General features: G+C 65.9%; 24 protein-coding genes. 21 read left to right on the top strand and 3 right to left on the bottom strand.

The features are described from left to right. The first annotated feature begins 113 nt into the window (after positions 1–113). The 14 genes from BM357_RS04145 to BM357_RS04080 all read left to right on the top strand — a co-directional run bounded on the left by BM357_RS04145 (position 114) and on the right by BM357_RS04080 (position 17,032). Positions 114–1,079 carry an ABC transporter ATP-binding protein gene (locus tag BM357_RS04145; RefSeq protein ID WP_074949947.1) on the top strand — a complete coding sequence of 322 codons (966 nt, stop codon included), beginning with the start codon at positions 114–116 and terminating at the stop codon, positions 1,077–1,079. A 13-nt stretch (positions 1,080–1,092) separates the two neighbouring features. Then, entirely contained in the window at positions 1,093–2,058 is a 966-nt protein-coding gene (locus tag BM357_RS04140) for an ABC transporter ATP-binding protein (protein ID WP_074949944.1), read from the top strand. Between the two features lie 94 nt (positions 2,059–2,152). Continuing rightward, positions 2,153–3,112, top strand: coding sequence for an ABC transporter permease (locus BM357_RS04135; protein WP_074949942.1), 960 nt, complete (start codon positions 2,153–2,155; stop codon positions 3,110–3,112). Positions 3,113–3,125: 13 nt separating this feature from the next. After that, positions 3,126–4,037 (top strand): oligopeptide ABC transporter permease, encoded by a 912-nt coding sequence (gene opp4C, locus BM357_RS04130; RefSeq protein WP_074949940.1) that lies wholly within the window; start codon positions 3,126–3,128, stop codon positions 4,035–4,037. 224 nt (positions 4,038–4,261) lie between these two features. Next, the gene (locus BM357_RS04125) at positions 4,262–4,759 is read left to right on the top strand and encodes a hypothetical protein (RefSeq protein WP_139234553.1); all 498 of its coding nucleotides are present in this window, start codon (positions 4,262–4,264) and stop codon (positions 4,757–4,759) included. Positions 4,760–4,820: 61 nt separating this feature from the next. After that, positions 4,821–5,549, top strand: coding sequence for an HAD family hydrolase (locus BM357_RS04120; RefSeq protein WP_074949936.1), 729 nt, complete (start codon positions 4,821–4,823; stop codon positions 5,547–5,549). 120 nt (positions 5,550–5,669) lie between these two features. Beyond that, positions 5,670–7,331 (top strand): Na+/H+ antiporter NhaC family protein, encoded by a 1,662-nt coding sequence (locus tag BM357_RS18905; protein WP_245783828.1) that lies wholly within the window; start codon positions 5,670–5,672, stop codon positions 7,329–7,331. A 23-nt stretch (positions 7,332–7,354) separates the two neighbouring features. Continuing rightward, positions 7,355–8,710, top strand: coding sequence for a glucose-6-phosphate isomerase (locus BM357_RS04110; RefSeq protein ID WP_074949934.1), 1,356 nt, complete (start codon positions 7,355–7,357; stop codon positions 8,708–8,710). A gap of 108 nt (positions 8,711–8,818) precedes the next feature. Beyond that, entirely contained in the window at positions 8,819–10,567 is a 1,749-nt protein-coding gene (locus BM357_RS04105; protein ID WP_245783827.1) for an ABC transporter ATP-binding protein, read from the top strand. Beyond that, positions 10,564–12,336, top strand: a complete 1,773-nt coding sequence (locus BM357_RS04100) for an ABC transporter ATP-binding protein (RefSeq protein WP_245783826.1) — start codon at positions 10,564–10,566, stop codon at positions 12,334–12,336. Before BM357_RS04105 ends, BM357_RS04100 begins: the two co-directional genes overlap by 4 nt. Before the next feature lie 137 nt (positions 12,337–12,473). Further along, positions 12,474–12,905: a cupredoxin domain-containing protein gene (locus tag BM357_RS04095; RefSeq protein WP_083430162.1), complete on the top strand. Its 432-nt coding sequence runs from the start codon at positions 12,474–12,476 to the stop codon at positions 12,903–12,905. A gap of 105 nt (positions 12,906–13,010) precedes the next feature. Then, a complete protein-coding gene (locus BM357_RS04090) occupies positions 13,011–14,069 on the top strand; it encodes a zinc-binding alcohol dehydrogenase family protein (protein ID WP_074949927.1) in 1,059 nt (352 codons plus the stop codon). 93 nt (positions 14,070–14,162) lie between these two features. Next, entirely contained in the window at positions 14,163–15,626 is a 1,464-nt protein-coding gene (locus tag BM357_RS04085) for a hypothetical protein (RefSeq protein ID WP_074949924.1), read from the top strand. Positions 15,627–15,739: 113 nt separating this feature from the next. Next, complete coding sequence (locus tag BM357_RS04080) at positions 15,740–17,032, top strand: glycosyl hydrolase family 18 protein (protein WP_074949921.1); 1,293 nt, start codon at positions 15,740–15,742, stop codon at positions 17,030–17,032. A 58-nt stretch (positions 17,033–17,090) separates the two neighbouring features. On the opposite strand, the gene BM357_RS04075 is transcribed toward BM357_RS04080, so the two are convergent. The 3 genes from BM357_RS04075 to aceA form a co-directional block, all read right to left on the bottom strand. Further along, positions 17,091–17,381: a hypothetical protein gene (locus tag BM357_RS04075; protein ID WP_139234551.1), complete on the bottom strand. Its 291-nt coding sequence runs from the start codon at positions 17,379–17,381 to the stop codon at positions 17,091–17,093. 129 nt (positions 17,382–17,510) lie between these two features. After that, complete coding sequence (locus BM357_RS04070; RefSeq protein WP_074949917.1) at positions 17,511–17,741, bottom strand: hypothetical protein; 231 nt, start codon at positions 17,739–17,741, stop codon at positions 17,511–17,513. A gap of 87 nt (positions 17,742–17,828) precedes the next feature. Next, entirely contained in the window at positions 17,829–19,118 is a 1,290-nt protein-coding gene (gene aceA / locus BM357_RS04065; RefSeq protein ID WP_175511436.1) for an isocitrate lyase, read from the bottom strand. A gap of 219 nt (positions 19,119–19,337) precedes the next feature. Here aceA and BM357_RS04060 point away from each other — a divergent pair, with 219 nt between their 5' ends. The 7 genes from BM357_RS04060 (at position 19,338) to BM357_RS04030 (ending at position 24,885) form a co-directional block, all read left to right on the top strand. Next, the gene (locus BM357_RS04060) at positions 19,338–19,565 is read left to right on the top strand and encodes a hypothetical protein (protein ID WP_074949913.1); all 228 of its coding nucleotides are present in this window, start codon (positions 19,338–19,340) and stop codon (positions 19,563–19,565) included. 85 nt (positions 19,566–19,650) lie between these two features. Beyond that, the gene (locus BM357_RS04055; protein ID WP_074950099.1) at positions 19,651–20,418 is read left to right on the top strand and encodes an SDR family NAD(P)-dependent oxidoreductase; all 768 of its coding nucleotides are present in this window, start codon (positions 19,651–19,653) and stop codon (positions 20,416–20,418) included. After that, the gene (locus BM357_RS04050) at positions 20,415–22,133 is read left to right on the top strand and encodes a long-chain-fatty-acid--CoA ligase (protein WP_074949911.1); all 1,719 of its coding nucleotides are present in this window, start codon (positions 20,415–20,417) and stop codon (positions 22,131–22,133) included. The genes BM357_RS04055 and BM357_RS04050 overlap by 4 nt, the downstream gene beginning before the upstream one ends. Before the next feature lie 55 nt (positions 22,134–22,188). Next, complete coding sequence (locus BM357_RS04045; protein WP_074949909.1) at positions 22,189–22,770, top strand: GNAT family N-acetyltransferase; 582 nt, start codon at positions 22,189–22,191, stop codon at positions 22,768–22,770. A 48-nt stretch (positions 22,771–22,818) separates the two neighbouring features. Further along, positions 22,819–23,481: a CoA transferase subunit A gene (locus BM357_RS04040; protein ID WP_074949907.1), complete on the top strand. Its 663-nt coding sequence runs from the start codon at positions 22,819–22,821 to the stop codon at positions 23,479–23,481. Next, positions 23,481–24,116 carry a 3-oxoacid CoA-transferase subunit B gene (locus BM357_RS04035; RefSeq protein WP_074950097.1) on the top strand — a complete coding sequence of 212 codons (636 nt, stop codon included), beginning with the start codon at positions 23,481–23,483 and terminating at the stop codon, positions 24,114–24,116. Before BM357_RS04040 ends, BM357_RS04035 begins: the two co-directional genes overlap by 1 nt. A gap of 76 nt (positions 24,117–24,192) precedes the next feature. Further along, on the top strand, positions 24,193–24,885 hold the full coding sequence (locus BM357_RS04030; RefSeq protein ID WP_074949905.1) for a cyclase family protein: 693 nt from the start codon (positions 24,193–24,195) through the stop codon (positions 24,883–24,885). Positions 24,886–25,138 lie beyond the last annotated feature (253 nt).

Below are 25,138 nucleotides of genomic sequence, written 5' to 3'. Positions count from 1 at the left end.
ATTCGCCATCGATAGATTGGAGACGGCACTTTTCGTGTACGCCGGGCAGTGCGTCGCGAGTCCCGACGGCCGAAACGGAGAGCGGAAACTTGTGAGTAGGGGGAGGTTTTGCGGTGGCTGAACCACTCTTGGCCATTAAAAACCTAAAGACGTATTTCATCAGCAAGGACGCTGAGGTCCGGGCCGTTGACGGCATCGACATCGAGGTGCAACCGCGGCAGGTCGTGTGCATTGTGGGCGAATCCGGATGCGGCAAGAGCATGACGTCGCTGTCCATCATGCGCCTGGTGCCGAAGCCGAAAGGCAAGATCGTGGACGGCGAGATCTGGTTCAACGGCCGGGACTTGCTCAAGCTCTCCGAGGACGAGATGACGGACGTGCGCGGCAATGAGATCTCGATGATCTTCCAGGAGCCGATGACGGCGCTCAACCCGGTGCTGACCATCGGCGAACAGATCACCGAGGTGCTGTTGCGCCACCGCAAGTTGACGAAGCGACAGGCGCTCGCGAAAGCCATCGAGATGCTGCAGTTCGTCGGGGTGCCGCGGGCCAGCGAGATCGTCCATGAGTATCCTCACCAACTGTCCGGCGGCATGCGGCAGCGCGTGATGATCGCGATGGCGATGGTGTGCGAGCCGAAGCTGTTGATTGCGGACGAGCCCACCACCGCCTTGGACGTGACCATCCAGGCGCAGGTGTTGGAATTGATGAAGAAGATGCGGGAGGATTTCGACACGTCCATCATCCTCATCACCCACGACCTCGGGGTGGTGGCGGACATGGCGGACCACGTGGTGGTGATGTACGCCGGCCAGGTGGTGGAATCCACCGACGCGGACAGCCTGTTCGCGGAACCGACGCATCCGTACACGAAGGGGCTGTTGGCGTCCATCCCGTCGCTGGAGGAGGAGAAGGACGTGTTGTACTCCATCCCCGGCACGGTCCCGGACGCGGCCGCGTTCCCGCAGGGGTGCCGGTTTGCGGATCGCTGTCCGATTGCGCAACCGAGCTGCCGGGAGAAGATGCCGGAGCTGCGCGAAGTGAAACCCGGTCACTTCGTCCGCTGCGATCTCGTATGAAGGGACGGTTGAGATGAGCGAGAACTTGCTGGAAGTGCGCAACCTGAAGAAATACTTCCCCATCACGGCGGGACTGTTGCGCCGGACGGTTGGCCATGTGAAGGCGGTCGACGACGTCTCCTTCACGGTCAAGGCGGGCGAGACGCTCGGCATCGTGGGCGAGTCGGGATGCGGCAAGTCGACCACAGGGCGCATGATCATGCGGGTGCTTGAGCCCACCTCCGGCCAGATTGTGTTCGACGGTCAGGACATCACGAAGCTGCACGGCAAAGAGCTGCGGGCGGTGCGGCCGAAGTTCCAGATGGTGTTCCAGGACCCGTACGCGTCGCTCAACCCGAAGATGGGGATTGAGGAGATCATCGCGGAGCCGCTCATTGTCAACGGGGTGAGCCGCAAGCAGGCCACCGAGCGGGTCGTCCACCTGCTCGAGCGCGTGGGCCTGCGGGCGGAGGACCGCCACCGCTATCCGCACGAGTTTTCCGGGGGCCAGCGCCAGCGCATCGGGATCGCGCGCGCTCTGGCGTTGAACCCGAAGCTGATTGTGGCCGACGAGGCCGTGTCGGCGTTGGACGTGTCCATCCAGTCCCAGATCTTGAATCTGATGATGGACCTGAAGAAGGAATTCAATCTCTCCTATATCTTTATCTCCCACAACCTGGCGGTGGTCCGCCACATCAGCGATCGCGTCGGTGTCATGTACCTCGGACACATGGTCGAGCTGGCGGACAAACGTTCACTGTACGCGAATCCCCGGCATCCGTACACGGAGGCGCTGCTGTCGGCAGCGCCGGAACCGAAGCGGCAAGGGCGGCGTGAGCGCATCATCCTGCAGGGGGATGTGCCGAGCCCGGCCAATCCGCCGAAGGGTTGCCCGTTCCACACGCGCTGCCCGAAGGTGATGGACGTGTGCAAGGTGGAGCGGCCGGCGCTCAAAGAGGTGGCGCCGAACCATTTGGTGGCCTGCCACCTGTATTCGTGATCCCGGACAGACACACACCCCGCAGGGGGAGTCGGACACCATGCGCGCCCGGGGCGGCCGGCAGGCCGCCCTGGCATCAAGAGGAGGGGGTTTCATGGGGACCTACGTTGTCCGCCGCGTGCTCGGCATGATTCCGATGGTGTTTCTCATCACGGTCTTCGTGTTCCTCATCATGCACGCGGCGCCAGGAAACGCGTTTGACGCGATTATGAATCCGGCCATCAAGGACATCGAGCAGTTGAAAGAGCAACTTGAACACAATGCCGGCTTGGATCAGCCGTTGTGGTGGCAATATGTGCATTGGCTCGGGCTGTTCGTGACGGGCAACTGGGGGTTCAGCTTCACCCACCACGTGCCGGTGACGGATCTGGTCGGTCCGGCCATCCGCAACACCTTGATCCTCGGGATTCTCGCCGAGGTGCTGACCATCGCGGTCGGCGTGCCGTTTGGCATCCTGCAGGCGCGCAACCCGTACGGGAAGTTCGACTACACGTCGAACATCGTGCTGTTCTGCCTTTACTCGGTGCCGTTTTTCGTGTTCGCGATCTTCATGATCTACTTCTTCGCCATCGACCTGCAGTGGTTTCCGGCGCAGGGTTCCACCGGGACGGGCCCGAATGCGGGGACCTTGGGCGACCACCTGTACCACGCCCTGTTGCCCGCCCTGTCCTTGGCCGTCGTGAACAGCACGGTGTACAGCCGGTACACCCGCGGATCCATGCTCGACGTCGCGCGCAAGGACTACGTCCGCACCGCCCGCGCCAAGGGCTTGGAGGAAGGGCGCGTGTTCACGAAGCACGTGTTCCGCAACGGCATGATCCCGATTGTGACGCAGTTCGGCCTGGATTTTGGCAACATGGTCGGCGGCCTCATCATCACCGAAGGCATCTTCCAGTACCAGGGGATGGGGCAGTTGGTGATTGACGCCGTCAACGGCCGCGACTACAACGTGATCATGGCGACGACGGTGCTCATCGCCATCGGCGTCCTGATTGGCAACCTGCTGGCAGACATCCTGTATGCCGTGGTCGACCCACGCATCCGTTACGACTGAGGGAGGTGATCCGATGTCTGCGAGCCCTGCAACCGCTCCGGAGAAGACGCAGGCCCAGCCGCGCGGCCGGGTCAGCAAGAGCCCGACGCGCCTGGCTTTCGAACGGTTCATGTACAACAAGGCGGCGGTCGTCAGCGTGATCGTGCTGCTGGTGATCATCTTCATCTCCATCGGCGCGCCGCTGTTCACGCATCTGGATCCCACCCATCAGTACTTGACGGAGACGGATGCGCCGCCGGGCGGCGTCCATGTGCTCGGCACGGACAAGAACGGGTTCGACCTGTTCTCCCGCGACCTGTACGGGGGCCGCAACGACCTGTTGATTGGCTTTGTGGACACCCTGATTGTGATGGGGATCGGCATCCTGCTGGGGGGCCTGGCAGGCTATTACGGCGGATGGGTGGACAGCGTGATCATGCGCTTCTGCGACTTCATGCTGAACTTCCCGTTCTTGCTCTTGATCATCGTGCTGACGTCGATCTTCAATTCATCCGGCGTGTGGCTGCTGATTGGCGTAATCGCCATCGTGTTCTGGCCGCCGACCACTCGCATGGTGCGCGGGCTGTTCCTGAACCTGCGCGAGGCGGAGTTCGTGTTGGCCGCCAAGATGGCCGGGGCGGGCCCGTGGCGCATCATGTTCCGGCACATGCTGCCGAACATCATGGGCACCATCGTGGTGAACGCGACGTTCACGATGGCCAACCTGATTGCGGCCGAGGCGGCGTTGGCCGTCATCGGGTTCGGTGTGCAACCGCCCAATCCGTCGTGGGGGAATGTCCTGTACGACGCGCTCGACTACTTCACCCTGAAGGGTGAGCCGTGGGTGTGGTTGCCGCCGGCTGGTTTGCTGACCATCACCATCCTGTGCATCAACTTCATCGGCGACGGTCTGCGCGACGCATTCGACCCGAGCTTCGAGAAATGAGTGTCGGGTGTGCACCCGGACCCGTGCGGCCGGCGTGGCACACCGGCGGCTCCAGTCGGGGGAACTCCGTTTCGGGGTTCCCCCTTTGATTTGCCGTGCACCGGGTCGCCCTGGTTCCCTTTTGACGATTGGAAGAAGCTTCGGTAACGTAGGAGACACCGGGGACGGTCCAATCGCTGCCAGATGTCCGCCCCGCCCCTGGCTCCGGAAGTGAGGTGAACCATGTGTCAGATACGGGACCATTGCCCGCCCCCGCCGCGCGTGTGCGCCGCAACCGCCTCTGGTTCCTGTTCGGCGCCGCTGTCGTGTTGGCGCTCGCCGGCTTGTTCGCCCACCTGACGCTCCGGGCGTTGACGGTGCGCGCCACGACCAGCACGGAGTTCGGGCAGTACGTATCGGATCACGGCATCGGACAGGTGGAGCTCATGCACGACGCCTCCGGCTTCGACGAAGATTTCATGGTGCTGCACCTGAATCAAGCGGTTCCCGAGGATCGCCTGCAGAGCCAAGTGACCGAATGGATGCAGACCTACTACCAGCTCGACGGGGGAACGACCCTGACCATCGACTATGCCGATCCCGCCACAGGCCGGCGCGTCGTGCAGGCGGACGCGGTGCTGGATCCGGCGAGACACATTCTCACGCTGACGCTGAACCAGGGCGGGGAGCGCCGGGTGGTGCGCACGTCGGTCTCGTGGCAGCGGGGCGCCGGCGGAAGCTGACAGGCGTGGCTTGTTCGCATGGAGAGCGGCCCGGCGGGATCATGAGACGCGAGGTGTCGGCATGCGCGCATATGACGTGATTTTCTTCGATCTCGATCACACCCTGGTGGACACGCGCCAACAGTACCATCTCGGTGTCCCGAAGGCGATGCGGGCCCTGTACGGCGACGCGTGGCCGGACACGTTCCTGGAGCGGTTCTTGCACCACCATGAACAGCTCTGGCCCCACTACGACCGGCGGACGATGACGATGGAAGAGTTGCGGCGGGAGCGGTTTCTGCGGGCTTGGCGGGACTTCGGGATCGAAAAGGATGAGGAAGAAGCCCGACGGTTCCACGAGGCGTACATGGCCGCCTTTCCGGAGACCCTTCGTCCCTATCCGGAGACCCGCCGGTTGCTCGAGGCGTTGTCTCCGGGACACCGGTTGGCCATCATCACGAACGGATCGCCCGACATGCAGTGGGCGAAGGTGTGCCTATGCGGGCTCGACCGGTACTTCTCGGAGGATGCGCTGTTCATCTCGGAGCGCATCGGGCGCGCGAAGCCCCATCCGAGCGTCTACCAGGCGGCCATGGCGGGCATGGGTGTGACGGCGCGCGATGCCTTGATGATTGGGGATAACTACCAGGCCGACATCGAGGGCGCGCGGGCCTGCGGCATGGACGCGGTGTGGTACGTGCCGGATCCGGAGGGATTCCGGGCACTGTGCGCGCAAGCGCCCGATTCACCGCTGCACCGGGCGGATGACGTGGTCGCGCGGGTGCGGGCGCTGGAAGCGGCGCGGGCGTAACACAGGGCGCACAGGGCGGCGCAAGGGTTGCATGACGGAACGGCGCCCGGTGACATCCTAGGACCGGCAGCGGTTGCCTGGGGATCTCTTCCCAGGCGTGACGCGCCGGGAGGTGAGCGCGTGAGCGCAGGGATTTGGTCGCTGGTTCCGTTCTTGGTGGTGATTCCGATTGCGATGTGGACGCGCCAGGTGCTGCCGGGCCTGTTGGCGGGGCTGCTGGTGGGGGCGTACATGCAAAATCCGACGCCGCTCGGCGGGATTGACGGGGCCTTGGCGTACATCGCGAAGGAGTTGGCCATCCCGGACAACCTGCGGCTGGTCGTATTCCTGTACGGATTCGGCGCGTTTGTCGGGCTCGTGCGCGTGACGGGTGGCGTGTCCGGGTTCGCGCACTGGATGGCGGACCGCGTCAAGTCGGTGCGCGGGGCGTTCGCTGTCACCTGGGTGTCGTCGCTCGTGACTTTCATGGCGCCCGACTTTCGCATCATCACGGTGGCGCCGGTGATGCGCCGCATCTTCGAGCGCTTGCGTGTTCCGGCCGAGCGGGTGGCGTTCACCATCGATGCCACCTCGACCCCGGTGTGCGCCCTGGTGCCGGTTGGAACGGCGTTCGTCGGATACATGGTGGGGCTCATCGCCACTTCGGCTCGCCATCAGACTTTGCCCGGATCGCCCTATCACCTGTACCTGATGAGCATTCCCCTCAATTTTTTCTCCTGGATCATCCTGGCGTACACCCTGGTCCTCTCGTTTCGCGCCTCGCCGAGCGCGGAACGCCGGGAGGCCGCGCAGCGACGGGCCGAGGACGAGCGGCGCGCCGCCGACCGAGGCACCGTGCGAGGGGTTCCCCGGCCTGCCCGGTTGAACGCAGAGACGCGCCTCAAAATGGCCTCCCAGTTCGCGCGGGCGGAGTTCGGGGCGGAACTGCCGCCCGACCTGCCTCCTCGCGGGCGTCCCGCCAACGTGGGACCGTCCGGGACGACAGCCGTCGCGCGGACTGCGACCAGCGGCGGCCAATCCGAGCGACGGCACACCGCGGGGCCTGCGGCGGCCGACGGGTTGAATCCGCCCGATCCGGTGGAGTTCGTGTCGGAACGCATCCCGCCGCGGCTGGTGAACCTCGCGGTGCCGCTCCTGCTTCTGCTCGGGTTGACGCTGTTTCTCACCTGGTGGGACGGGCGCGGCAAGGCGCCCACCGTCTGGGGGGCGCTGGCGCAGGCGAACGCGGCCAAGGCCATGCTGGAGGCGCTGCTCATCACCCTGCTGGCGACGTTCGCGTGGTACACGGTGCAGCGGGTTCCTGTGGAGCGCACCGTGTTCGGCATTTTGGCCGGCGGCAACGAGATGATGGGGGTCATCGTGTTGCTGGCGTTGGTCTGGGCCGTGTCGGCCGTGTCCACGGACCTGGGGTTCGCGGACTACGTCGAGAGCACCATCGGGCGAACGGTCCCGGCGGCCTTTGTGGCCCCGGCCCTGTTTCTCTTCGGGTGTGCCATCTCCTATGTGATCGGCTCATCCTTCGGCACCTGGGGCATGCTCCTGCCGCTCGGCTTCTCCCTGGCGGCGAGCACCCACACGCCGCTGCCGCTCATCGCCGGGGCTGTGTTCGCGAGCGGCACCTTCGGCGGCTTTGCCTCTCCGCTCAGCGACAACACCGTGGCGATGGCGACGGTCATGAAACTCCCGGTCATGGACTACGCCCGCCACAAGCTCAAACCCGCGCTGTGGGCGGCGGGAGGCAGCGCGTTGCTGTACGCGGCCGCGGGTTGGGTGGTATCCTAGGCCGTGGAAACGGAGGGGTCGAGATGGTCGAATTGGATCTGCGTTTTGCCGAAGGGGCCGTGAGCGAATCGGAATGGCGCCAATTGCAGCCGTTTGTCTCCGACATCCACCGCCGCCTGCACGCCGGAGACGTGCCAGGGGCGGATTTTCTCGGGTGGCTGCATCTGCCGAGTGAGACGTTGCGCGACGGGATAGAACCGCTGCTCACCGCGGCGACCGCCATCCAGGAGCAGGCGGACGCGCTGGTGGTGGTGGGCATCGGGGGATCGTACCTGGGCGCCCGCGCGGCCCTGGAGTGGTGTCTGCCGGAGTATTTCAATCAACTGCCGCGCGCGGTGCGGGGCGGGCCGGAGGTGTACTTCGCGGGCAACCACCTGAGCGCTCCGGCCCTCGCCGATCTGCTACGGGTCCTCGCGGGCAAACGCGTCTGCATCAACGTGATCTCGAAGTCGGGCACCACCACGGAGCCGGCCGTGGCGTTCCGCGTCCTGCGGGCTTGGCTGGAAGAGCAGGTGGGCCCGGAGGAGGCGCGCCGCCGCATCTATGTCACGACGGACCGGGTGCGCGGGGCCCTGCGCCGGTTCGCGGAGGCGGAGGGGCTGAAGACGTTCGTCATCCCAGACGACGTGGGCGGCCGCTACTCGGTCCTGACGCCCGTCGGCCTGCTGCCGCTCGCGGCAGCCGGGGTGCCGGTTGCGGAACTGTTGGAGGGGGCCCGAGCGGCGGAGGAGGCCCTCGCGACGGACCGGCTGGACGACAACCCGGCGTACCGCTACGCGGCCGTCCGCAACGCCCTGCACCGCAAGGGCAAAGCGCTGGAGGTGCTGGCCTTTTACGAGCCGGCGCTGCGCAGCTTTGCGGAATGGTGGAAACAGTTGTTCGGCGAGAGCGAGGGCAAGGACCACAAGGGCCTGTTCCCGGCCTCGGTGGCGTACACCACGGACCTGCACTCGCTCGGCCAGTTCATCCAGGAAGGCGCGCGGAACCTGTTCGAGACGGTGATCACGCTGGATCATCCGGGAGAATCCGTCTCCCTCCCCGCCGTGGCGGGTGTGGAAGATGGCCTGGCGTACCTGGCAGGCAGGGACCTGTCGTGGATCAATGATCAGGCGCGCATCGCCACGCAATTGGCGCACGCCGACGGCGGGGTGCCGAACCTGCGCATCCGGGTCGCCGACCGCAGCGCGCGGTCGCTGGGCGAGCTCTTCTATTTCTTCGAGTTGGCGTGCGCGGTGAGCGGGCTCTTGCTGGGCGTCAACCCGTTCGATCAGCCGGGGGTGGAGGCCTACAAGACCAACATGTTCGCCCTGCTCGGCAAGCCGGGGTACGAGTCGGCGCAGGCGGCGCTGCGGGCGCGGTTGGAAGAGGGCGTTCGGTGACCGCCCCCTTCCTTTCGCCTTTCCCGGAGATGTTTCCGCTGTTAAAATACATAGGGTGACGAAATGCCGTCCCGAACGCCCGTGGCGGCGCAGGGAGGGGGCATCCGATTGGACAACCCGCGTCAACTCCTCAAACAGTATTTGGTTCGGCATCGCTGGGCGTACCTCGTCTCCATCCTGTCCATCATCCTGTCCGAAATCGTGATGGTGCAGTTTCCGCATCTGCTGGGCGAGTTTACGGATGCGCTTCAGGCCGGGCGCGTGGACGGCCGCACGCTGTGGCACGACACCGCCCTGTTGGCCGTCGTCGGGATTGGCTACGTGGTCCTGTACGGATTCGGGCAGATGCGAAACGGCATGCTCGGGCGGCAGTTCGAGTACGAGCTGCGCCGAAAGCTGTTCCTGCACTGGGAGACCCTGTCGACGGCCTACTTCCGGCAGCGCAGCATCGGTGATCTCCTCAACCACGCCTTGAACGACGTCCGATCCGTCCGGGACGCCCTCTCGGGCGGCCTGAACATCCTGACGAATGCCGTCTTCCTGTTGGCGTCGACGCTGGTGATGACGTTTCGTACGGTGAGCGTCAAGCTGACGCTGGTGAGCATGATCCCGATTGTGTTCGTGCCGTTCCTCGTCGGGTGGCTCGGGCCGCGCATCCGCAACGCGACGCGGCAGGCCCAGGAGGCGCTGTCCGACATGGCCGACCTGACGGAGGAGAGCCTGACCGCCATTCGCCTCATCAAGGCCACCGCCAACGAGGAGGTGGAGCAGCGGCGGTTCACGGAGCGCGTCGACGCCATCGTCCGCCGCCAGATGGGCGTCTTCCGGCGCAGCGCCTTGATGCAGTCGCTCATCCCGTTCATGGGGTCGCTCGCGTTCGTGATCGCCCTGTTGTACGGGGGCTTCCTGACGATCACCCGGGAAATCCCGCTCGGGTCGTTCGTCGCGTTCACCCTGTACCTGGCGATGCTCATCACGCCCCTGCAGGAGATGGGCTATGTCTTCAACTATTTTCAGCGGGCCTCCGCGTCGCTGCAGCGTTTGGAGGTGCTGCTGACCGAGGTGCCGGACATCCGCGACGAACCCGGGGCCGCGCCGTTGGGGCGGGTGCAGGGAGAGGTGGTGATCCATCTCGATGCGTTCACCTACCCGGACGGCACCCACCCGGCCCTGCACGACGTGCGGATCCGGGTGCGTCCCGGACAGACGCTCGGCATCGTCGGGCGGACCGCTTCCGGCAAGACCACCCTGGTCAACCTGTTGCCGCGCATCTTCGATCCCCCGCCGGGATCGGTGTTCATCGACGGACACGACGTGCGGACCGTCACCCTGCGGAGCCTGCGCGAGGCCATCTCGTACGTGCCGCAGGACGGCTTCCTGTTCTCGACGACCATCGGCGAGAACATCGCCTTTTCGAAAGCGGACGCCACCCGGGAGGAGATCCTGGAGGCGGTGCGGAACGCCGCCTTCACGGAGGTGCTGGAGACGTTCCCGGACGGGCTCGACACCCTCGTCGGCGAGCGGGGCGTGACCCTCTCCGGCGGACAGCGCCAGCGGGCGGCCATCGCCCGGGCCTTGCTGAAGGACGCCCCAATTCTCATCCTCGACGACAGCCTGTCCGCCGTGGACATGAACACGGAGAAGCAGATCATCGCCAACATCCGGCGGGTGCGCCGCGGCAGGACGACCCTCATCATCGCGCATCGGCTCTCGGCGGTGCGCCATGCGGACTGGATTGTCGTCCTGGAGGGCGGGACCGTCGCCGAGCAGGGGACCCATGAGGACCTGCTGCGCCAAGGCGGCATCTATGCGGACATGTACCGTCTGCAGGAGACGGAACAGGGGGTGACCGCGTGAACAGCCTGATGCGCCTCTTGCCCTACGCCCGGGGATATGTGTGGCACTTCGTCGGCGTCATCCTGCTTGTCCTGGTGTACAACGGAACGTCGGTGCTGCAGCCGTATCTGGTGAAGATCGCCATCGATCAGGACATCACCGGTCCCGCCCCGAACCTGCACGGGTTGATGGACATCGCGGGGCTGTACCTGTTGGTGGCGGTGGCGGGCCTGGCGGCCAACTACACCCAGGTGCAATTGCTGCAGTACGCGGGGCAGAGCGTGGTCCGCAAGATTCGCATCGCCCTGTTCTCGCACATCGAGCGGCAGTCGATGCGCTTTTTCGACACCAACGCCGTCGGCCGGCTGGTGACCAACGTGTCGAGCGACACGGAGACGGTGAGCCAGTTTTTCACCAACTTCTTCTTGAGCATGGTGCGTGACGGCCTGTCCCTGGTGTTGATTGTCGTAGCCATGTACCAGCTCGACGTGCGCATCGCCACCTACTGCATGGGGCTCATCCCCGTTCTGTTCGCCATCTCGCTGGCGTTTCGCCGCCGTCTGCGCGAACGCTATCAGACCACCCGCACCCGGCTGTCGAACATCATCGCCTTTCTCGCCGAAAACCTGGCCGGGATGCGGATCATCCAGATCTTCCACCAGGAGGAGCGGCAGGCGGGCGCCTTCGCACAGCTCAACGGGCTGCATCGCCGCGCGAGCATCGCCGAGTACCGGCTGTCGGTGCTGTTCAACCGCACCTTCGAGCTGCTCGGCAACGTGGCGGTGGCCGCGGTGGTGTGGGTCGGGGGATGGGCCGTGCTTCAGCACGCCATCCCCTTCGGCACCCTGTATGCGTTCATCACCTACATCCGGCAGTTCTTCCAACCCATCAACAGCATCACGCAGCAGTGGAACACTCTGCAGTCGACCATCGTCGCGGCGGATCGTATCGGCAAGGTGCTGGCCGTCCAGCCGGACGTGGCGGAGCCCGTCCATCCCGTCGCGCTGGAGGCGTTGCCGCCCATCCGCGGCGAGGTCCGCTTCGAGGACATCACCTTCGCCTACACGCCCGGACGGCCCGTGCTGCACGGCGTGTCCTTCACCGTACCGGCCGGGGCGTTCGTCGGCTTCGTCGGGGCCACCGGCGCCGGCAAGAGTTCCCTGATGAGCCTCTTGACGCGGTTTTACGATCCGCAGGAAGGGCGCATCACCATCGACGGGATCGACATCCGCCGTCTGCGGCTGGCGGATTTGCACCGCATCGTCGGCCTGGTGCAGCAGGAGGTGCATCTGTTCACCGGCACGGTTGCGGACAACATCCGCCTGTTCCGCTCGGACATCTCCGATGAGGCGGTGGTGGCGGCCGCCAAGGCGGTCGGGGCACACGAGGTGATTGAACGGCTGCCCGACGGCTACCAGACGCGCCTGTTCGCCAAAGGGGCCAACCTGTCGATGGGCGAGCGGCAGTTGATCTCCTTCGCCCGCATCGTCGCGCTCAATCCGCCCATCCTCATCCTCGACGAAGCGACGGCCAACCTGGACAGTCAGACGGAGGCCCTGGTTCAGACGGGGCTGGAGGCGGTCGCGAAGAACCGCACCACGCTCGTCATCGCGCACCGGCTGTCGACCATCCGGCACGCGGACCGCATCGTCGTCCTCCATCAGGGCCGCATCGTGGAAGAAGGCACCCACGAGGCGCTCCTGGCCCGGGGTGGCCTGTACGCCGAACTGCATCGGAAATCCGCCGTCGACGCGGTGGGGACGGGGGCCGCGGGCGGCGCCGCCCGCTGAACCCGGGCCGCGCTCACCGATGGCGGCGCATCCCGCCGTGCATGGAATCGATCTGGAAAGTGCATCCTGTACAGGAAGGGCCCCGACCGGGGCGACCAAACCCGCTCCTCGCGGGCGGGACAGGGTGAGGGATGCACATGTTTCAACGGCAAGCCAGAACGTGGCCGCGCCTCGCCGCGGCCGCTGCCGCCGTCTGGTTGGGCGCCGCGATGGCCCCCCAGGCCGCCGCGCATGCCGCGACCGTGTCCTACCGGGTGGTGACCAACGAGATCACGGCGAAGCAGGCCGACGGATCGGAAAAACAGGTGTACCGGTTCGATCCTGCGGTGTACGTGGCCACCGAAGGGGACGACGTCGAGTTGCACCTGTTCGGCCTCAAGGGTCACGATCACCCGTTTGTCCTGGAAGGCTACAACCTGAAGGGCGTCGTCCATCGGAACGAGGAGACGGTGCTGCGCTTCCAGGCGGACAAGCCGGGCTTCTTCCGCCTGCTGTGCACCGCTCACGCGGACGCGGCCCACGAGGGGCCGATGGAGGCGTATCTCGTCGTGGTGCCGAAGCGAGGGTGAGGGGAGCCCGTACGGGGTTCCCCGGCTCCTGCTTCTTTCTTTCATCCCCGCCAACGTTGTCGAATGGGTTAGAATGTTCGACAGAGACGGAGAGGGGGATGGATCATGAAGCGCATCACATGCCAAGCACCCGGGCGTTTCGTCGCCGACGATGTACCGGAACCGGCGCGACGGACGGGCGAGGTCCTCGTCCGCATCCGCCGCGTCGGCATCTGCGGGACGGACATCCACGCGTTTCACGGCCGGCAGCCGTACTTCACGTACCCGCGCGTGCTGGGGCACGAGTTGGCCGGGACCATCGCCGACATCGGCGATGCGGAAGCCCGCGCCACCGGGCTGCGGACCGGGGATGCGGTGTCGGTGATCCCGTATCTGCACTGCGGCGAGTGCGCGGCCTGCCGGAGCGGCCGGACGAACTGCTGCGCGCGGTTGCAGGTGCTCGGTGTGCACACCGACGGCGGGATGGTGGAGGTCCTGGCGGTGCCCGCGACGCACGTGTTTCCGGCGGCGGGGTTGACGCTCGACCAGGCGGCGGTGCTCGAGCCCCTCGCCATCGGCGCCCACGCCGTCCGCCGATCCGGCATCGGGTCTGGGCAGACCGCCCTCGTCGTCGGTGCGGGGCCCATCGGCCTCGGCGTGATGGCGTTCGCCAAGCGGCGGGGCGCCCGCGTGATCGCGATGGACATCAGCGGCGACCGATTGGCCGCCGCGCGGACGTTTGCCCACGCCGACGAGACGGTGGACGCGGGCGCGCTGACGAATAGGGCCGGGGGTGGCTCGCAGACGGCCGGCGTCCAGGCGGCGCTGGCGGACCTCACGGAAGGGGCCTTCCCGGAGGTGGTCTTCGATGCCACCGGCAATGCCCGATCCATGGCGGACGCCGTACAATATGCCGCCCACGGCGGGACCCTGGTGTACGTGGGCCTGGTCAACGGCGACGTGCCGCTGTCCGATCCCGAGTTTCACAAGCGGGAGCTGACGATCCTGAGCAGCCGCAACGCCACCCGGGAGGACTTCGAGACCGTGCACGGCGCCGTCCGGGACGGCTTCGTCGACGTGTCCCGGTACGTGACGCATCACATCGCCTTCGACGACGTGCCCGAGGCCTTTCCGGCCATCACCCGGCCGGAGGCGGGGGCCATCAAGGCGTTGATTGAGGTGTGAGGCGGCCCCGCCGCCCGCGCCGTATGGTATGATGATCCTGCTTTGTCCTCATCCGCACTCCGGCGGGGTGCGCACTGGCTGAGGGGGATGATCATGCGACGCGGGCAGCGTTGGTTCGCCACCGAGCGCCTCGCGCTGTGGATGTGGCTCGTCGGTTTCGCCGTCTACCAGATGCATCCGTACAACGATCCCGATACCCCATGGCACCTGGGCGCGGGGCGCTACATGCTGCAGCATCACGTGGTGCCGACCACCGATCCGTTCTCCTGGACGGCCCATGGCCAGCCGTGGGTGACCCAGGAGTGGCTGTTCGAGGTCGTCTTCGCCTGGCTCGCGAATCATTTCGGATTCGCGGGCCCGTGGGTAATGCAGGTGGCCATTCATACCGTCACCGTGCTGGTGTTGTACCGCATCGGCACCCGGGTGAGCCACGGCCACCGGGTGATGGCGGCCCTCGCGGCCATCGCCGCCACCCTCGTGCCGCTCATCTTCTGGACGATGCGTCCGCAGATGGTCTCCTACATGATGTTCTCTGTCTTCCTGTGGATCCTGCAGCGGGTGCGCGAGGGCGCGACGCGGGTGCTGTGGCTGGTGCCGCCCCTGATGCTCGTGTGGGCGAATGCGCACGGGTCGTCGAGCATCGGGATCGTCATGCTTCTCCTCGAGGTCCTGCTCAGCTTCCTCCCGCCCATTGGCCGCTTCACCGGATTCACCCTGCCGCGCGGTGCGCGCTGGAAGCTGCTGCTCGCGGCCGCCGCAGGCCTGTTGGCCGGACTCATCAACCCCAACGGGATCAAGGCGTACACGTACGCCCTGTTGTCCACCAACACCCTGATGACCGACAACATCATGGAGTGGCACTCCCCGAACTTCCACATCGATTCGTTCAAATACGGTGTTCTGCCGTTTCTCATCGTGTGCTTCCTGATCCTGCTCGGCCGATCCCGCACCATCCCCTGGCGAGAGACCCTGTACTTCGGGGGCTGCTTCGCGGTGGCGCTGGTGTACCAGCGGTTCATCCCGTACCTGTGCATCTCCGCCGCTCCCCTGATGGCGCGGCTCCTCGCCGACTGGTGGCGCGTGCTGCTCAACCCGTCACGGTGGCTGCGGGCCTTCAACGGGATCGTCATGGCGGGCACCCTGGGCTATCTCCTCTGGTTCCTGCCCGACGTGCGGGGCGACGTCGACCAACACATGGACGCGGGCGCCTATCCGGTGGCGGCGGTCAATTGGATGCTCGAGCACGGCCTGAACGGCAAGCTGGTGAATGGCTACGAGTACGGCGGCTACCTGATCTACCGCGGTGTGCCGACCTTCGTCGACGGGCGCACCGACATTTACCTGCAGAACTCGGTGTTCTCCGATTACCTGGCCATCCGTAACGTGTGGTGGAACTGTCCCGACCTGCTGAACCAGTACGGATTCCAGGTGGCCCTCTTCCCGAGCGGATTCCCCATTGTGACCTACCTGGAGCACGATCCCGATTGGCACGTCGCGTTCCGCGGAGACGGCGCAGAGGTCCTGGTGCGGAACGACTTCCGGCCGGCAGGCGGCTGAGGACTGTCACCCTCCGCCCCCGGCGCGCGTACCCTAGCGCAGGTACAAATGCCACGGGTCCGCGCATCGCCCTGTGCCGTGCGCGACCGGCCTGCGGCGAAGGGGGGATCCGCATGCGCGTATACACCGTGGTGGCGGGCGACGAACTGCGCGGGATCGCCGACCGGGTCGAAACCACCACGCGCGATCTCATTCGCTGGAACGAGCTCTCTGGGGAAGACGTGTTGGTGCCGGGGTTGCACCTGTTGGTGCCGGGACCGGCGACCCTGGCGCAGACCTACCGGGTCCGCCGCGGCGAGGGCCTCGAGCAGGCCGCGCGGCGCCTCGGCGTGACGCTAGAGGAGTTGGAAAGTTACAGCCAGTTTCGCCCGGCGGGGCCCCAGTGGCAGGCGGGGCAGACGGTGCTCGTGCCGCGCCGCGTCACGCGGAAGCGGACCATCGAGGTCAATGGATACCTGCTTCCGGAGGGCACGCCGACGGACGCCGGTATCCTGCAGGATGTGGGCCGCTGGCTGAGCTATCTGAGCATCTTCAGTTACCAGGCGCGCGCCGACGGAACGTTGGCGGAAGCCAAGGACGACATCGCCCTCGAGGTGGCCAAGCGGTACGGCATCGCGCCCTTGATGACGGTGACCAACTTCGACGGCAACACGTTCAACACCGAACTGGCGCACACCATTCTGGCCAACGGCAGCATCCGGCGCCGCCTGTTGGATCACATCATGCGCCTCGCGCGATCGCAGGGGTTCCGCGGGATCAACGTGGACTTCGAGCACATGCGGCCGTCCGACCGTCCCCTGTACAACCAGTTCATCCGCGAACTGGGCCGCATCGTCCGGCCCGCCGGGATGTCGTTGTCCATCGCCCTCGGCCCCAAGACCCGTGACGAGCCGACGGCCCAGTGGATGGGCGCCTTCGACTACCGGACGCTCGGCGCCGAGGTGGACTTCCTGATGCTGATGACGTACGAGTGGGGCTGGGTCGGAGGACCTCCGATGGCGGTGGCGCCGCTCGACCAGGTGCGGGCGGTGCTCGACTACGCGACGTCCGTCATCCCGCCGCAGAAGATCCTGATGGGCATCTCCCTCTACGGGTACGACTGGCCATTGCCGTATCCGGCCGGCGGGCGCGCCTCCGGGATCGCCAACAACACCGCGCAGAACCTGGCCATCCGTGAGCAGGTGCCGATCCAGTGGCATCACCCGTCCGCGTCGCCCTTCTTTCGTTACCGCACGCGTGCTCTGGAGGAGCGGGTGGTGTGGTTCGACGACGCATTGAGCGTCTCGGCAAAGCTGAACCTCGTCTACGAATATAACCTGCGCGGGGTGAGCTACTGGGTGCTGGGGAACTCTTTTCCTCAGAATTGGTACCTACTGGATGATAGCTTCGAGGTCCGGAAAGTGTGAAAGATGGGGCACGCCACGCTTCCACGGATTCTCGGCGGCAGGGGGCGTGGTGGCACCTTTACAACTGGTCGGCCTGGCGCTTGAGCGCCGCCAACAACTCGGCAACGCCTTGCTCGGGCTTCGCTTCTTGCTCCAAATAGGTGAAGTCGATGTCGTTCCAGCGCGTCTTGAGCAGCAGCAGGGCCCACTCCTCGTCGGATGTGGACTTCCAATGGACCGCGGCGCGCAATCGGTCCAGGATGAGGTCCTCGATGCCGATGACGTACAGGTGATACCCGTCCCCGACGTCGACCCGCAGGACGCGCTCCAGCGATCCGTCCAACCAGCTATCGGGGATCTCGATGGGCAACTGCAGTCCCGGATGGTACCAGTGGCGGGTACCCAGCGGTTTGGGTTCGCCTTCAGACTCCGGGTCAGCCCGTCGGACGAGTCCCGCTCCAGCGCAGCCAGTAGATCCCGAACCTTCTGAATGTCCGCTTCAGAGATGGAGCTTCCAATGCCGGCCATGGCGTTCCGTGATCCCTTCCTCGTCCCATTGTTTGATCCGGTCGGAAATCGCCTGCGCGAGCAGCGAGAGCTCCGCTTGGCTTCGCCGGCGGCGGATGCGCCGCTTCATGCCCGGCGACTCCGCGCGAATCCGCAGTTGGATCTCCCGATTCTGCCGGCGGCGTTCGGGATTGAGGAACTCGTCCAGCGATTTGCCGGTCACACCTTTCGCCTCCGTCCGTTTTGCGTCGTCCCTTTCATTATAGTCCGAGGGCGGGCCGCCGAGACAGGGAGGCGGCCCGCCCACCGCTCACAGAAACTGCGCGGCCTCCGTCGAGTCCTCCAACGCCGTGGTCGACGACAGTCCGCCTGAGACCACCCGCGACACCTCGTCGAAGTAGCCCGTGCCGACCTCGCGCTGGTGCTTGGTCGCGGTGTAGCCGTCCCGCTCGCTGGCGAACTCCGCCTCCTGAAGTTCCGCGTAGGCGGCCATGCCGCGTTCCCGGTACTCCCGGGCGAGGGTGAACATGCTGTGGTTCAGGGTGTGGAAACCGGCCAGGGTGACGAACTGGAACCGGTAGCCCATGTCCGCCAACTCCTCTTGGAACCGGGCGATGGTCCGTTCGTCGAGTTTGCGCTTCCAGTTGAAGGAGGGCGAGCAGTTGTATGCGAGCGGTTTACCGGGGTACGCGGCGTGGATGGCCTCCGCGAACGCGCGCGCCTGATCCAGGTCCGGTTCCGACGTCTCGCACCAGATGAGGTCGGCGTAAGGGGCATACGCGAGGCCGCGCGCGATGGCCATGTCCAGCCCGCCGCGGATGCGGAAGAACCCTTCCACCGTGCGTTCGCCGGTGAGGAAAGGTCGATCGCGATTGTCCACATCGCTCGTCAACAACTTGGCGGAAAGGGCGTCGGTGCGGGCGATGAGGACGGTCGGCACTCCGCACACGTCCGCCGCCAGACGGGCGGCGACCAGGTGGCGCACGGCGTGCGACGCGGGAATGAGCACCTTCCCGCCCATATGGCCGCACTTTTTCTCCGACGACAACTGGTCCTCCAGATGGACTCCGCTGGCTCCGGCCTCAATCATCCACCGTGTCACCTCGAAGACGTTGAGCGGCCCGCCGAACCCCGCCTCCGCGTCCGCGACGATGGGTACGAACCAGTCGATTCCGCCCCCGCCTTCGCTCGACTGGATCTGATCCGCCCGCCGCAGGGCGCGATTGATGCGCGCCACCACGTCCGGGACGCTGTTGGACGGGTACAGGCTCTGGTCGGGATACATGCTGCCGGCCAGGTTGGCGTCCGCCGCCACCTGCCAGCCGCTCACGTAGATGGCCTTCAGTCCCGCTTTGACCTGCTGCACAGCCTGGTTCCCCGTCAGGGCGCCGAGGGCCCGGACGAACGGCTCCTCCTGAAGGAGGCGCCACAGTTTCTCCGCCCCCTGCCGCGCGAGGGTGTGCTCCACGTGCAGCGACCCGCGCAGCCGCAGCACGTCCTCCGGGCTGTACGGGCGCTCGATCCCGCGCCAACGCGCATCCTCCCGCCACGACCGCGCCATCTGTTCCGCTTCTGCTTGCATCCGCCCTGTCGCCGTCATGTCCATCATCCTCTCCACAGAATGGAATTGAAGGTTGACGCACGCTCGATGCTTGGACCCGGTGTTTCACCGCGTGCTCTGTATGTATATTCTGATATAGCACGATGTGTTATATAACACAAGAGAAAAATTTATCTCTGTTGTGTTGACGCAGAACGAGATGGACAGTACATTGTTGTATAACAATCCGCGGCATGGCGGGAGAGGAGGACGAGGCCGATGTCGACGTGGCGCCTGACGAACCTGGGGACGGAGACGGCGGAGACGTGTGCGGACGGGTGCATCAGCCGACGGATGGAGAACGGCGGTGAAAGTGACAACCAGGTCTGGACGGACGCGCGGCGGGGCGAATGGTCCTCCCGGTGCGTCGAGTGCGGGGCGGACATTCGGACGCAGCGGCCGGGGGCGGTGTACACCTGTGACCGTTGCCATGGACAGTCCGAGTGAAACAGGGGTTTTCCTGCGCCCATGAATCCGCTACCATGGAAGGAGAATTTCGAATGTTGCCATGAGTTTGATGCGGGGTGGGCGAATGTCGGAGTTTCCAACGTTCTCTCTGGACGGCCGGCTGGCGCTGGTGACAGGAGGGACGCGCGGCATCGGGTTGGCGATGGCGCGCGGCCTGGCGCACGCCGGGAGCGATGTGGCGGTGCTCGGGCGCGATCCGGAGAGCGGCCGGCTGGCGGTCGCGGAGATTGAGCGCCTGGGCCGGCGGGGCGTGTTCGTGCAGGCGGATGTGACGAAGGAAGACCAGGTGGTGGAGGCCGTCGAGCGGATCGAACGCGAGGTGGGACCGATTGACATCCTCGTCAACAACGCGGGCAAGAACATCCGCAAGCCGCTGACCGAGTACGGAGCGGATGACTGGGACGATGTGCTTGACACCAACCTGCGCGGCATCTTCCTCGTCGGGCGCGAGGTCATCCGGCGCATGGCCGGGCGCGGGCGCGGCAAGGTGATCAACATCGCGTCCATCTTCGGCGGGGTCGGAATGCCGTACCAGACCGCGTACGCGGCGTCCAAGGGCGGCATCGTGCAATTGACGAAGGTGTGGGCGACCGAGTACGCGAGCAGCGGGATCAACGTCAACTGCCTGGCGCCAGCGTACATCCGCACGCCGATGACGGCCGCTTGGCTGGAGGATCCGGAACGCCTGCGGGACATTCTGTCGCGCACGCCGGCGGGGCGGCTGGGCGAGCCGAAGGACGTGATGGGGGCGGCGGTATTCCTGGCGTCGGACGCGTCGGATTTCATCCACGGCCACGTGCTGTACGTCGACGGGGGGTGGCTGGCGCAATGACCGGGGAGCGGCCGTGGACGGCGCTGTACACCGCGGGGATCGGGGCGGACTTGGGCGTCGGGGAGGAGAGCGTGATCGATCTCTTTGAAGACACCGCCCGCCGCATGCCGGACGCCCCCGCGGTGCTGTATTTCGATCAGGCGATTTCCTTTGGCGAGCTGAACGCGTGGGCGGATCGGCTGGCGGCGCGGTTTGCGGCGTGGGGGGTCGGTCCCGGTGAGCGGGTGGGGCTGTACCTGCAGAACGATCCGGAGTTCCTCGCGGCCCAGTACGCGGCCTGGAAGCGCGGGGCCATCGTGGTGCCGCTCAATCCGATGTTCAAGGAAAAGGAACTGGCCTACCACCTTCAGGACGCGGGCGTGCGGGTGCTGGTGAGCTTGGCCTCCCTCTACACCGACGCGGCGCACCGGGTGGCGGCGGAGGCCGGGGTGCAGCAGGTGGTGCTGGCGAAGGGGCGTGTCGCTCCGCTTCTGCGCTCACGCGAGCCGCTTCGCGACACGCCCACCCCCAGCTTGGGGACCGGGGCGTCCGACACGGTGGCCCGGGACTCGGCCGCTGGGGAGCCTGGCGGTGCGGGGCCGGTGGTGGTGTGGCTGCGCGACGTGCTGCGGGAGGAGGAGCCGCGGCCGGACGTGCGGGTGCACGTCCGGCCGGACGACGTGGCGTACCTCATCTACACCTCGGGCACCACGGGACAGCCCAAGGGCGCCATGAACCTGCACAGGAACGTCGCGTACAACGCGCGCGTGTACCAGGCGTGGATGGAGATGGGGAGTGGCGACGTGATCCTCGGGATCGCGCCCTTGTTTCACGTGACGGGCATCGTGGGGCACATCGCGCTGTCCGCTTGTACGGGGGCGCCGTTGGTCCTCTTTCACCGGTTCGATCCGGGGGTCGCCCTCGACATGATGCGCCGTTGGCGGCCGACGATGACGGTTGGCGCCATCACGGCGTACATCGCGCTGCTCAACCACCCGGACAGCCGCCGCCAGGATTTCGCGTCGCTGCGCCGGTGCTACAGCGGCGGGGCGCCCATCCCAGAGCGCGTGGTGGCGCAGTTTGAGGAGGCCTTCGGGGTGTACATCCACAACATCTACGGGCTGACGGAGACCAACTCACCGACGCACGCGGTCCCGTACGGACGGCGCGCCCCTGTGGACGGCGAGAGCGGCGCCCTCGCCATCGGGGTGCCGGTGCCGGGCTGCGACGCGCGGGTGGTGTCCCTGGACGATCCGCGCGTGGAACTGCCTCCGGGTGAGCTGGGGGAGTTGGCCGTGCGCGGGCCGATGGTGTTCTCCGGGTACTGGGGGCGTCCGGAGGCGACCACCCAGGCGTTCTGCGACGGGTACTTCCTGACGGGCGACGTCGTCCGGCGCGACGAGGACGGGTGGTTCTACGTGGTCGACCGGAAGAAGGACGTCATCATCGCGTCCGGGTTCAAGGTCTGGCCGCGCGAGGTGGAGGACGTGCTGTACCAGCACCCGGCGGTGCGGGAGGCGGCGGTGGTGGGTGTCCCGGACGCGTACCGGGGCGAGACGGTCAAGGCTTTCGTCGCCCTGAAAGCGGAGTACGAGGGACGGGTGTCGCCGGACGAGTTGGTGGCATTCTGCCGCCATCGGATGGCGGCGTACAAGTACCCGCGGCAGGTGGAGATTTTGCCGGAGCTGCCGAAGACGGCGACAGGGAAGTTCTTGCGGCGGGCGCTGCGGGGGTAGGAGCGCGGCACGGCAGGCTGGTTCAAGTGGAGGGATGATGGGGGGAGGGGTGGTCATGGATCTCACTATCAAGCCGCTGACGCCCGCGCTCGTCGACGATTATTTACGTTTCTTCGATCACGACGCATTCCCGAAAGGAGACGAGTGGGCCGGCTGCTACTGCGATTATTACCATTGCGTTGTTTCCGACAGCGAGTGGGCCGGCCGCTCCGGAGACGTGAACCGCCGAGCGGTCACGGAACGGATCCTCAGTGGCCGACACCATGGCTTTCTCGCCTATGACTCGGACAGCGTGGTCGGCTGGTGTCATGCAGCGCCTCGTCATACGCTTCCCCGACTGGTGGAGATGCTGAACGCCCGCGATGACACCGATACGATGCTGGGGAGCATTGTGTGTTTTTTGGTCGCGCCGGCGTATCGTGGACGAGGAATTGCGCGGCAGCTTTTGACGGCGTGCTGTGAATTCATGGGCCATCAGGGCATGACCGTGGTGGAAGCTTATCCGCCGAAGCACCACCCGCGGACGGCTCACTACCACGGCTCACAATCCATGTACCTGCACGCGGGCTTCACGCCCGTCGCAGAACTGGAACATTACGTCGTGGTTCAAAAGCGCTTGCGGACGGGTTCGCGCTGACGGAGGGTACTTCGATCGTGGCTTGAGGAGGAGTGTGGGGAAGGCGGCATGAAGCAGAAGATCCTCTCAAAGTCGGACGCCATCGCTCGCATCCGCGACGGCATGTCCATCATGGTCGGCGGGTTCGGCCTGGTGGGGGCGCCGCTGGAGCTGATCGACGAACTGTACCGCCAGGGGCAGAAGGACCTGACGGTCATCAGCAACAACGTCGGGGAGCCTGGCAAGGGCCTGAGCCGACTGCTGGAGGCGGGGCGGATCCGGAAGGCCATCGGATCTTACTTCACCAGCAACCCGGTGGTCGGGGAGCACGTACTCGCCGGAAAACTCGAAGTGGAGTTGATGCCGCAGGGGACATTCGTCGAGGCCATCCGCGCGGGCGGCGCTGGAATCGGCGGCTTTTACACGCGTGCCTCGGCCGGGACCCTGCTCGCTGAGGGCAAGGAGACGAGGGTCATCGGCGGCCAGACGTACGTGTTGGAGTACGCCCTCACCGCCGACGTGGCCTTGATTCGGGCGCACAAAGCGGATCGGCTGGGCAATCTGGTCTACCGCAAGACCGCGCGCAACTTCAACCCGGTGATGGCGACCGCAGCAAAGCTGGTGATCGCCGAGGTGGATGAGATTGTCGAGGTGGGCCAGATGGATCCTGAGGTCATCGTGACCCCCCACCTGTACGTCGACATCATCGTGCAGCGGGAGGGAGCCACGTGATGGACAGGAAACACCGCATCGCCGCGCGAGCGGCCCAGGAGCTCCGGGATGGCGACGTGGTCAACCTCGGCGTCGGGATTCCGACACGGGTGGCCGATCATCTGCCACCTGGAGTGGACGTGTACTTGCACACCGAGAACGGGCTGCTCGGGGTCGGGCCGGCCCCGAAACCGGGCGAGGTGGATCCCGACGTGGTCAACGCCAGCAAACTGCCCGTCACCCAGACCCCCGGCTGCAGCTTTTTCGCGAGCGACCTGTCGTTTTCGATGATCCGCGGCGGACATGTGGACGTGGCCATCCTCGGGGCGCTGCAGGTGGACGCCCAAGGGAGGGTGGCGAACTGGTCGGTGCCGGGCGCCACGGTGCTCGGCGTGGGCGGTGCGATGGACCTGTTGGTCGGGGCGGGCCGCGTGATCGTCACGATGAGCCACACCACCCGCGACGGGCAGCCGAAGATTGTACAGAACGCCTCGTTGCCATTGACCGCCGACCGCCCCGTGGACCTGGTGATCACCGAGTTGGCCGTCTTTCAGGTGACGGAGACGGGGCTGGTGCTGACGGAGCTGATGCCGGGCGCGACGTTGGAGGAAGTCCGGCGCCGGACGGCAGCCGAGTTCAGGGTGCAGCTGGCCTGAGGCCCGGCCTGTGCCGGTCTCGGCTAACGGGCCACGCGATGACATCGGATACAGATGGTGAAAGGAGACGGGTGAGATGGAGATCATCGATCTGACGCTTCAGCTGCAGGACGGGCTCAAAACGTTCGCGTCCCATCCCAGATTCAACCTGCTCGACCAGGTGACCTACGAGTTCTCGGCGCCTCGGTATCAACCGCCGTGCGAGGGGTTCGCGTCGAAGCTGCTGATCGCGTCCGATCACGGCGGCACCCACGTCGATGCCCCGTCCCACTTCATCAAGGGCGGGAAGGACATCCACGAGGTCCCGCTCCAGCAGTTGATGGGGCCGGCCGTGTGCATCGACGTGTCGGACAAGGCGCCGGATGCGGTCATCGACAGCGCCATGCTGGCGCGCCGGTGCGAGGAGCGCGCCATCGAGATCCGGCCGGGGGACATCGTGCTGTTGCGGGCGTTTCCCGGGCGATGGGGTGACCCGGGTTTCTACGAGTGGCAGGGGATCAACGACGACGGCGCGGCGTGGCTGCAAGAGAAGGGCATCAAGGCACTGGGCATGGACCTCGCCATGGTCGATGAGGTCGGCAATCCGAAACGGCCTGTCCACATGCGGATGCTCGGGGCCGACATCCTCCTGATTGAAAACCTCGTCCACCTGGATCGGATAGCTAACCGGCGGTTCCTCTTCATCGGGCTGCCGCTCAACGTCAAGGGGGCGACCGCATCGCCCATCCGCGCCATCGCCATCCCGGGGAAGGAGAACGCCCTTTCATGAACCACCCGACGGTCGAGCACCCATTCGATGGGACGGACCAGAACGGGATCATCGCAGACGGCGGGGCGGACATCTGAGAGGGTAGAGGCGAACCATGAAGGACCACGCGCTCAGCAAGGAAGGGTGCAAGGTGGTGTTGAAACCCTGAGAGGGGATGGCGGAGCTGCACCCGGGCGGCGCTCGAGATCAACCCGATGAAGAATATCCTGATGCGGGTGGAGTTTACTTTTGTGACGGACCTGGTGAAGGCACC

It is taken from the genome of Paenalicyclobacillus macrosporangiidus (assembly GCF_900116805.1).
In the GTDB taxonomy this organism is placed as follows: Bacteria; Bacillota; Bacilli; order Alicyclobacillales; family Alicyclobacillaceae; genus Alicyclobacillus_H; species Alicyclobacillus_H macrosporangiidus.
Note: the sequence above shows the minus strand (reverse complement) of the source record. Positions and strands in the feature narration are given on the sequence as shown.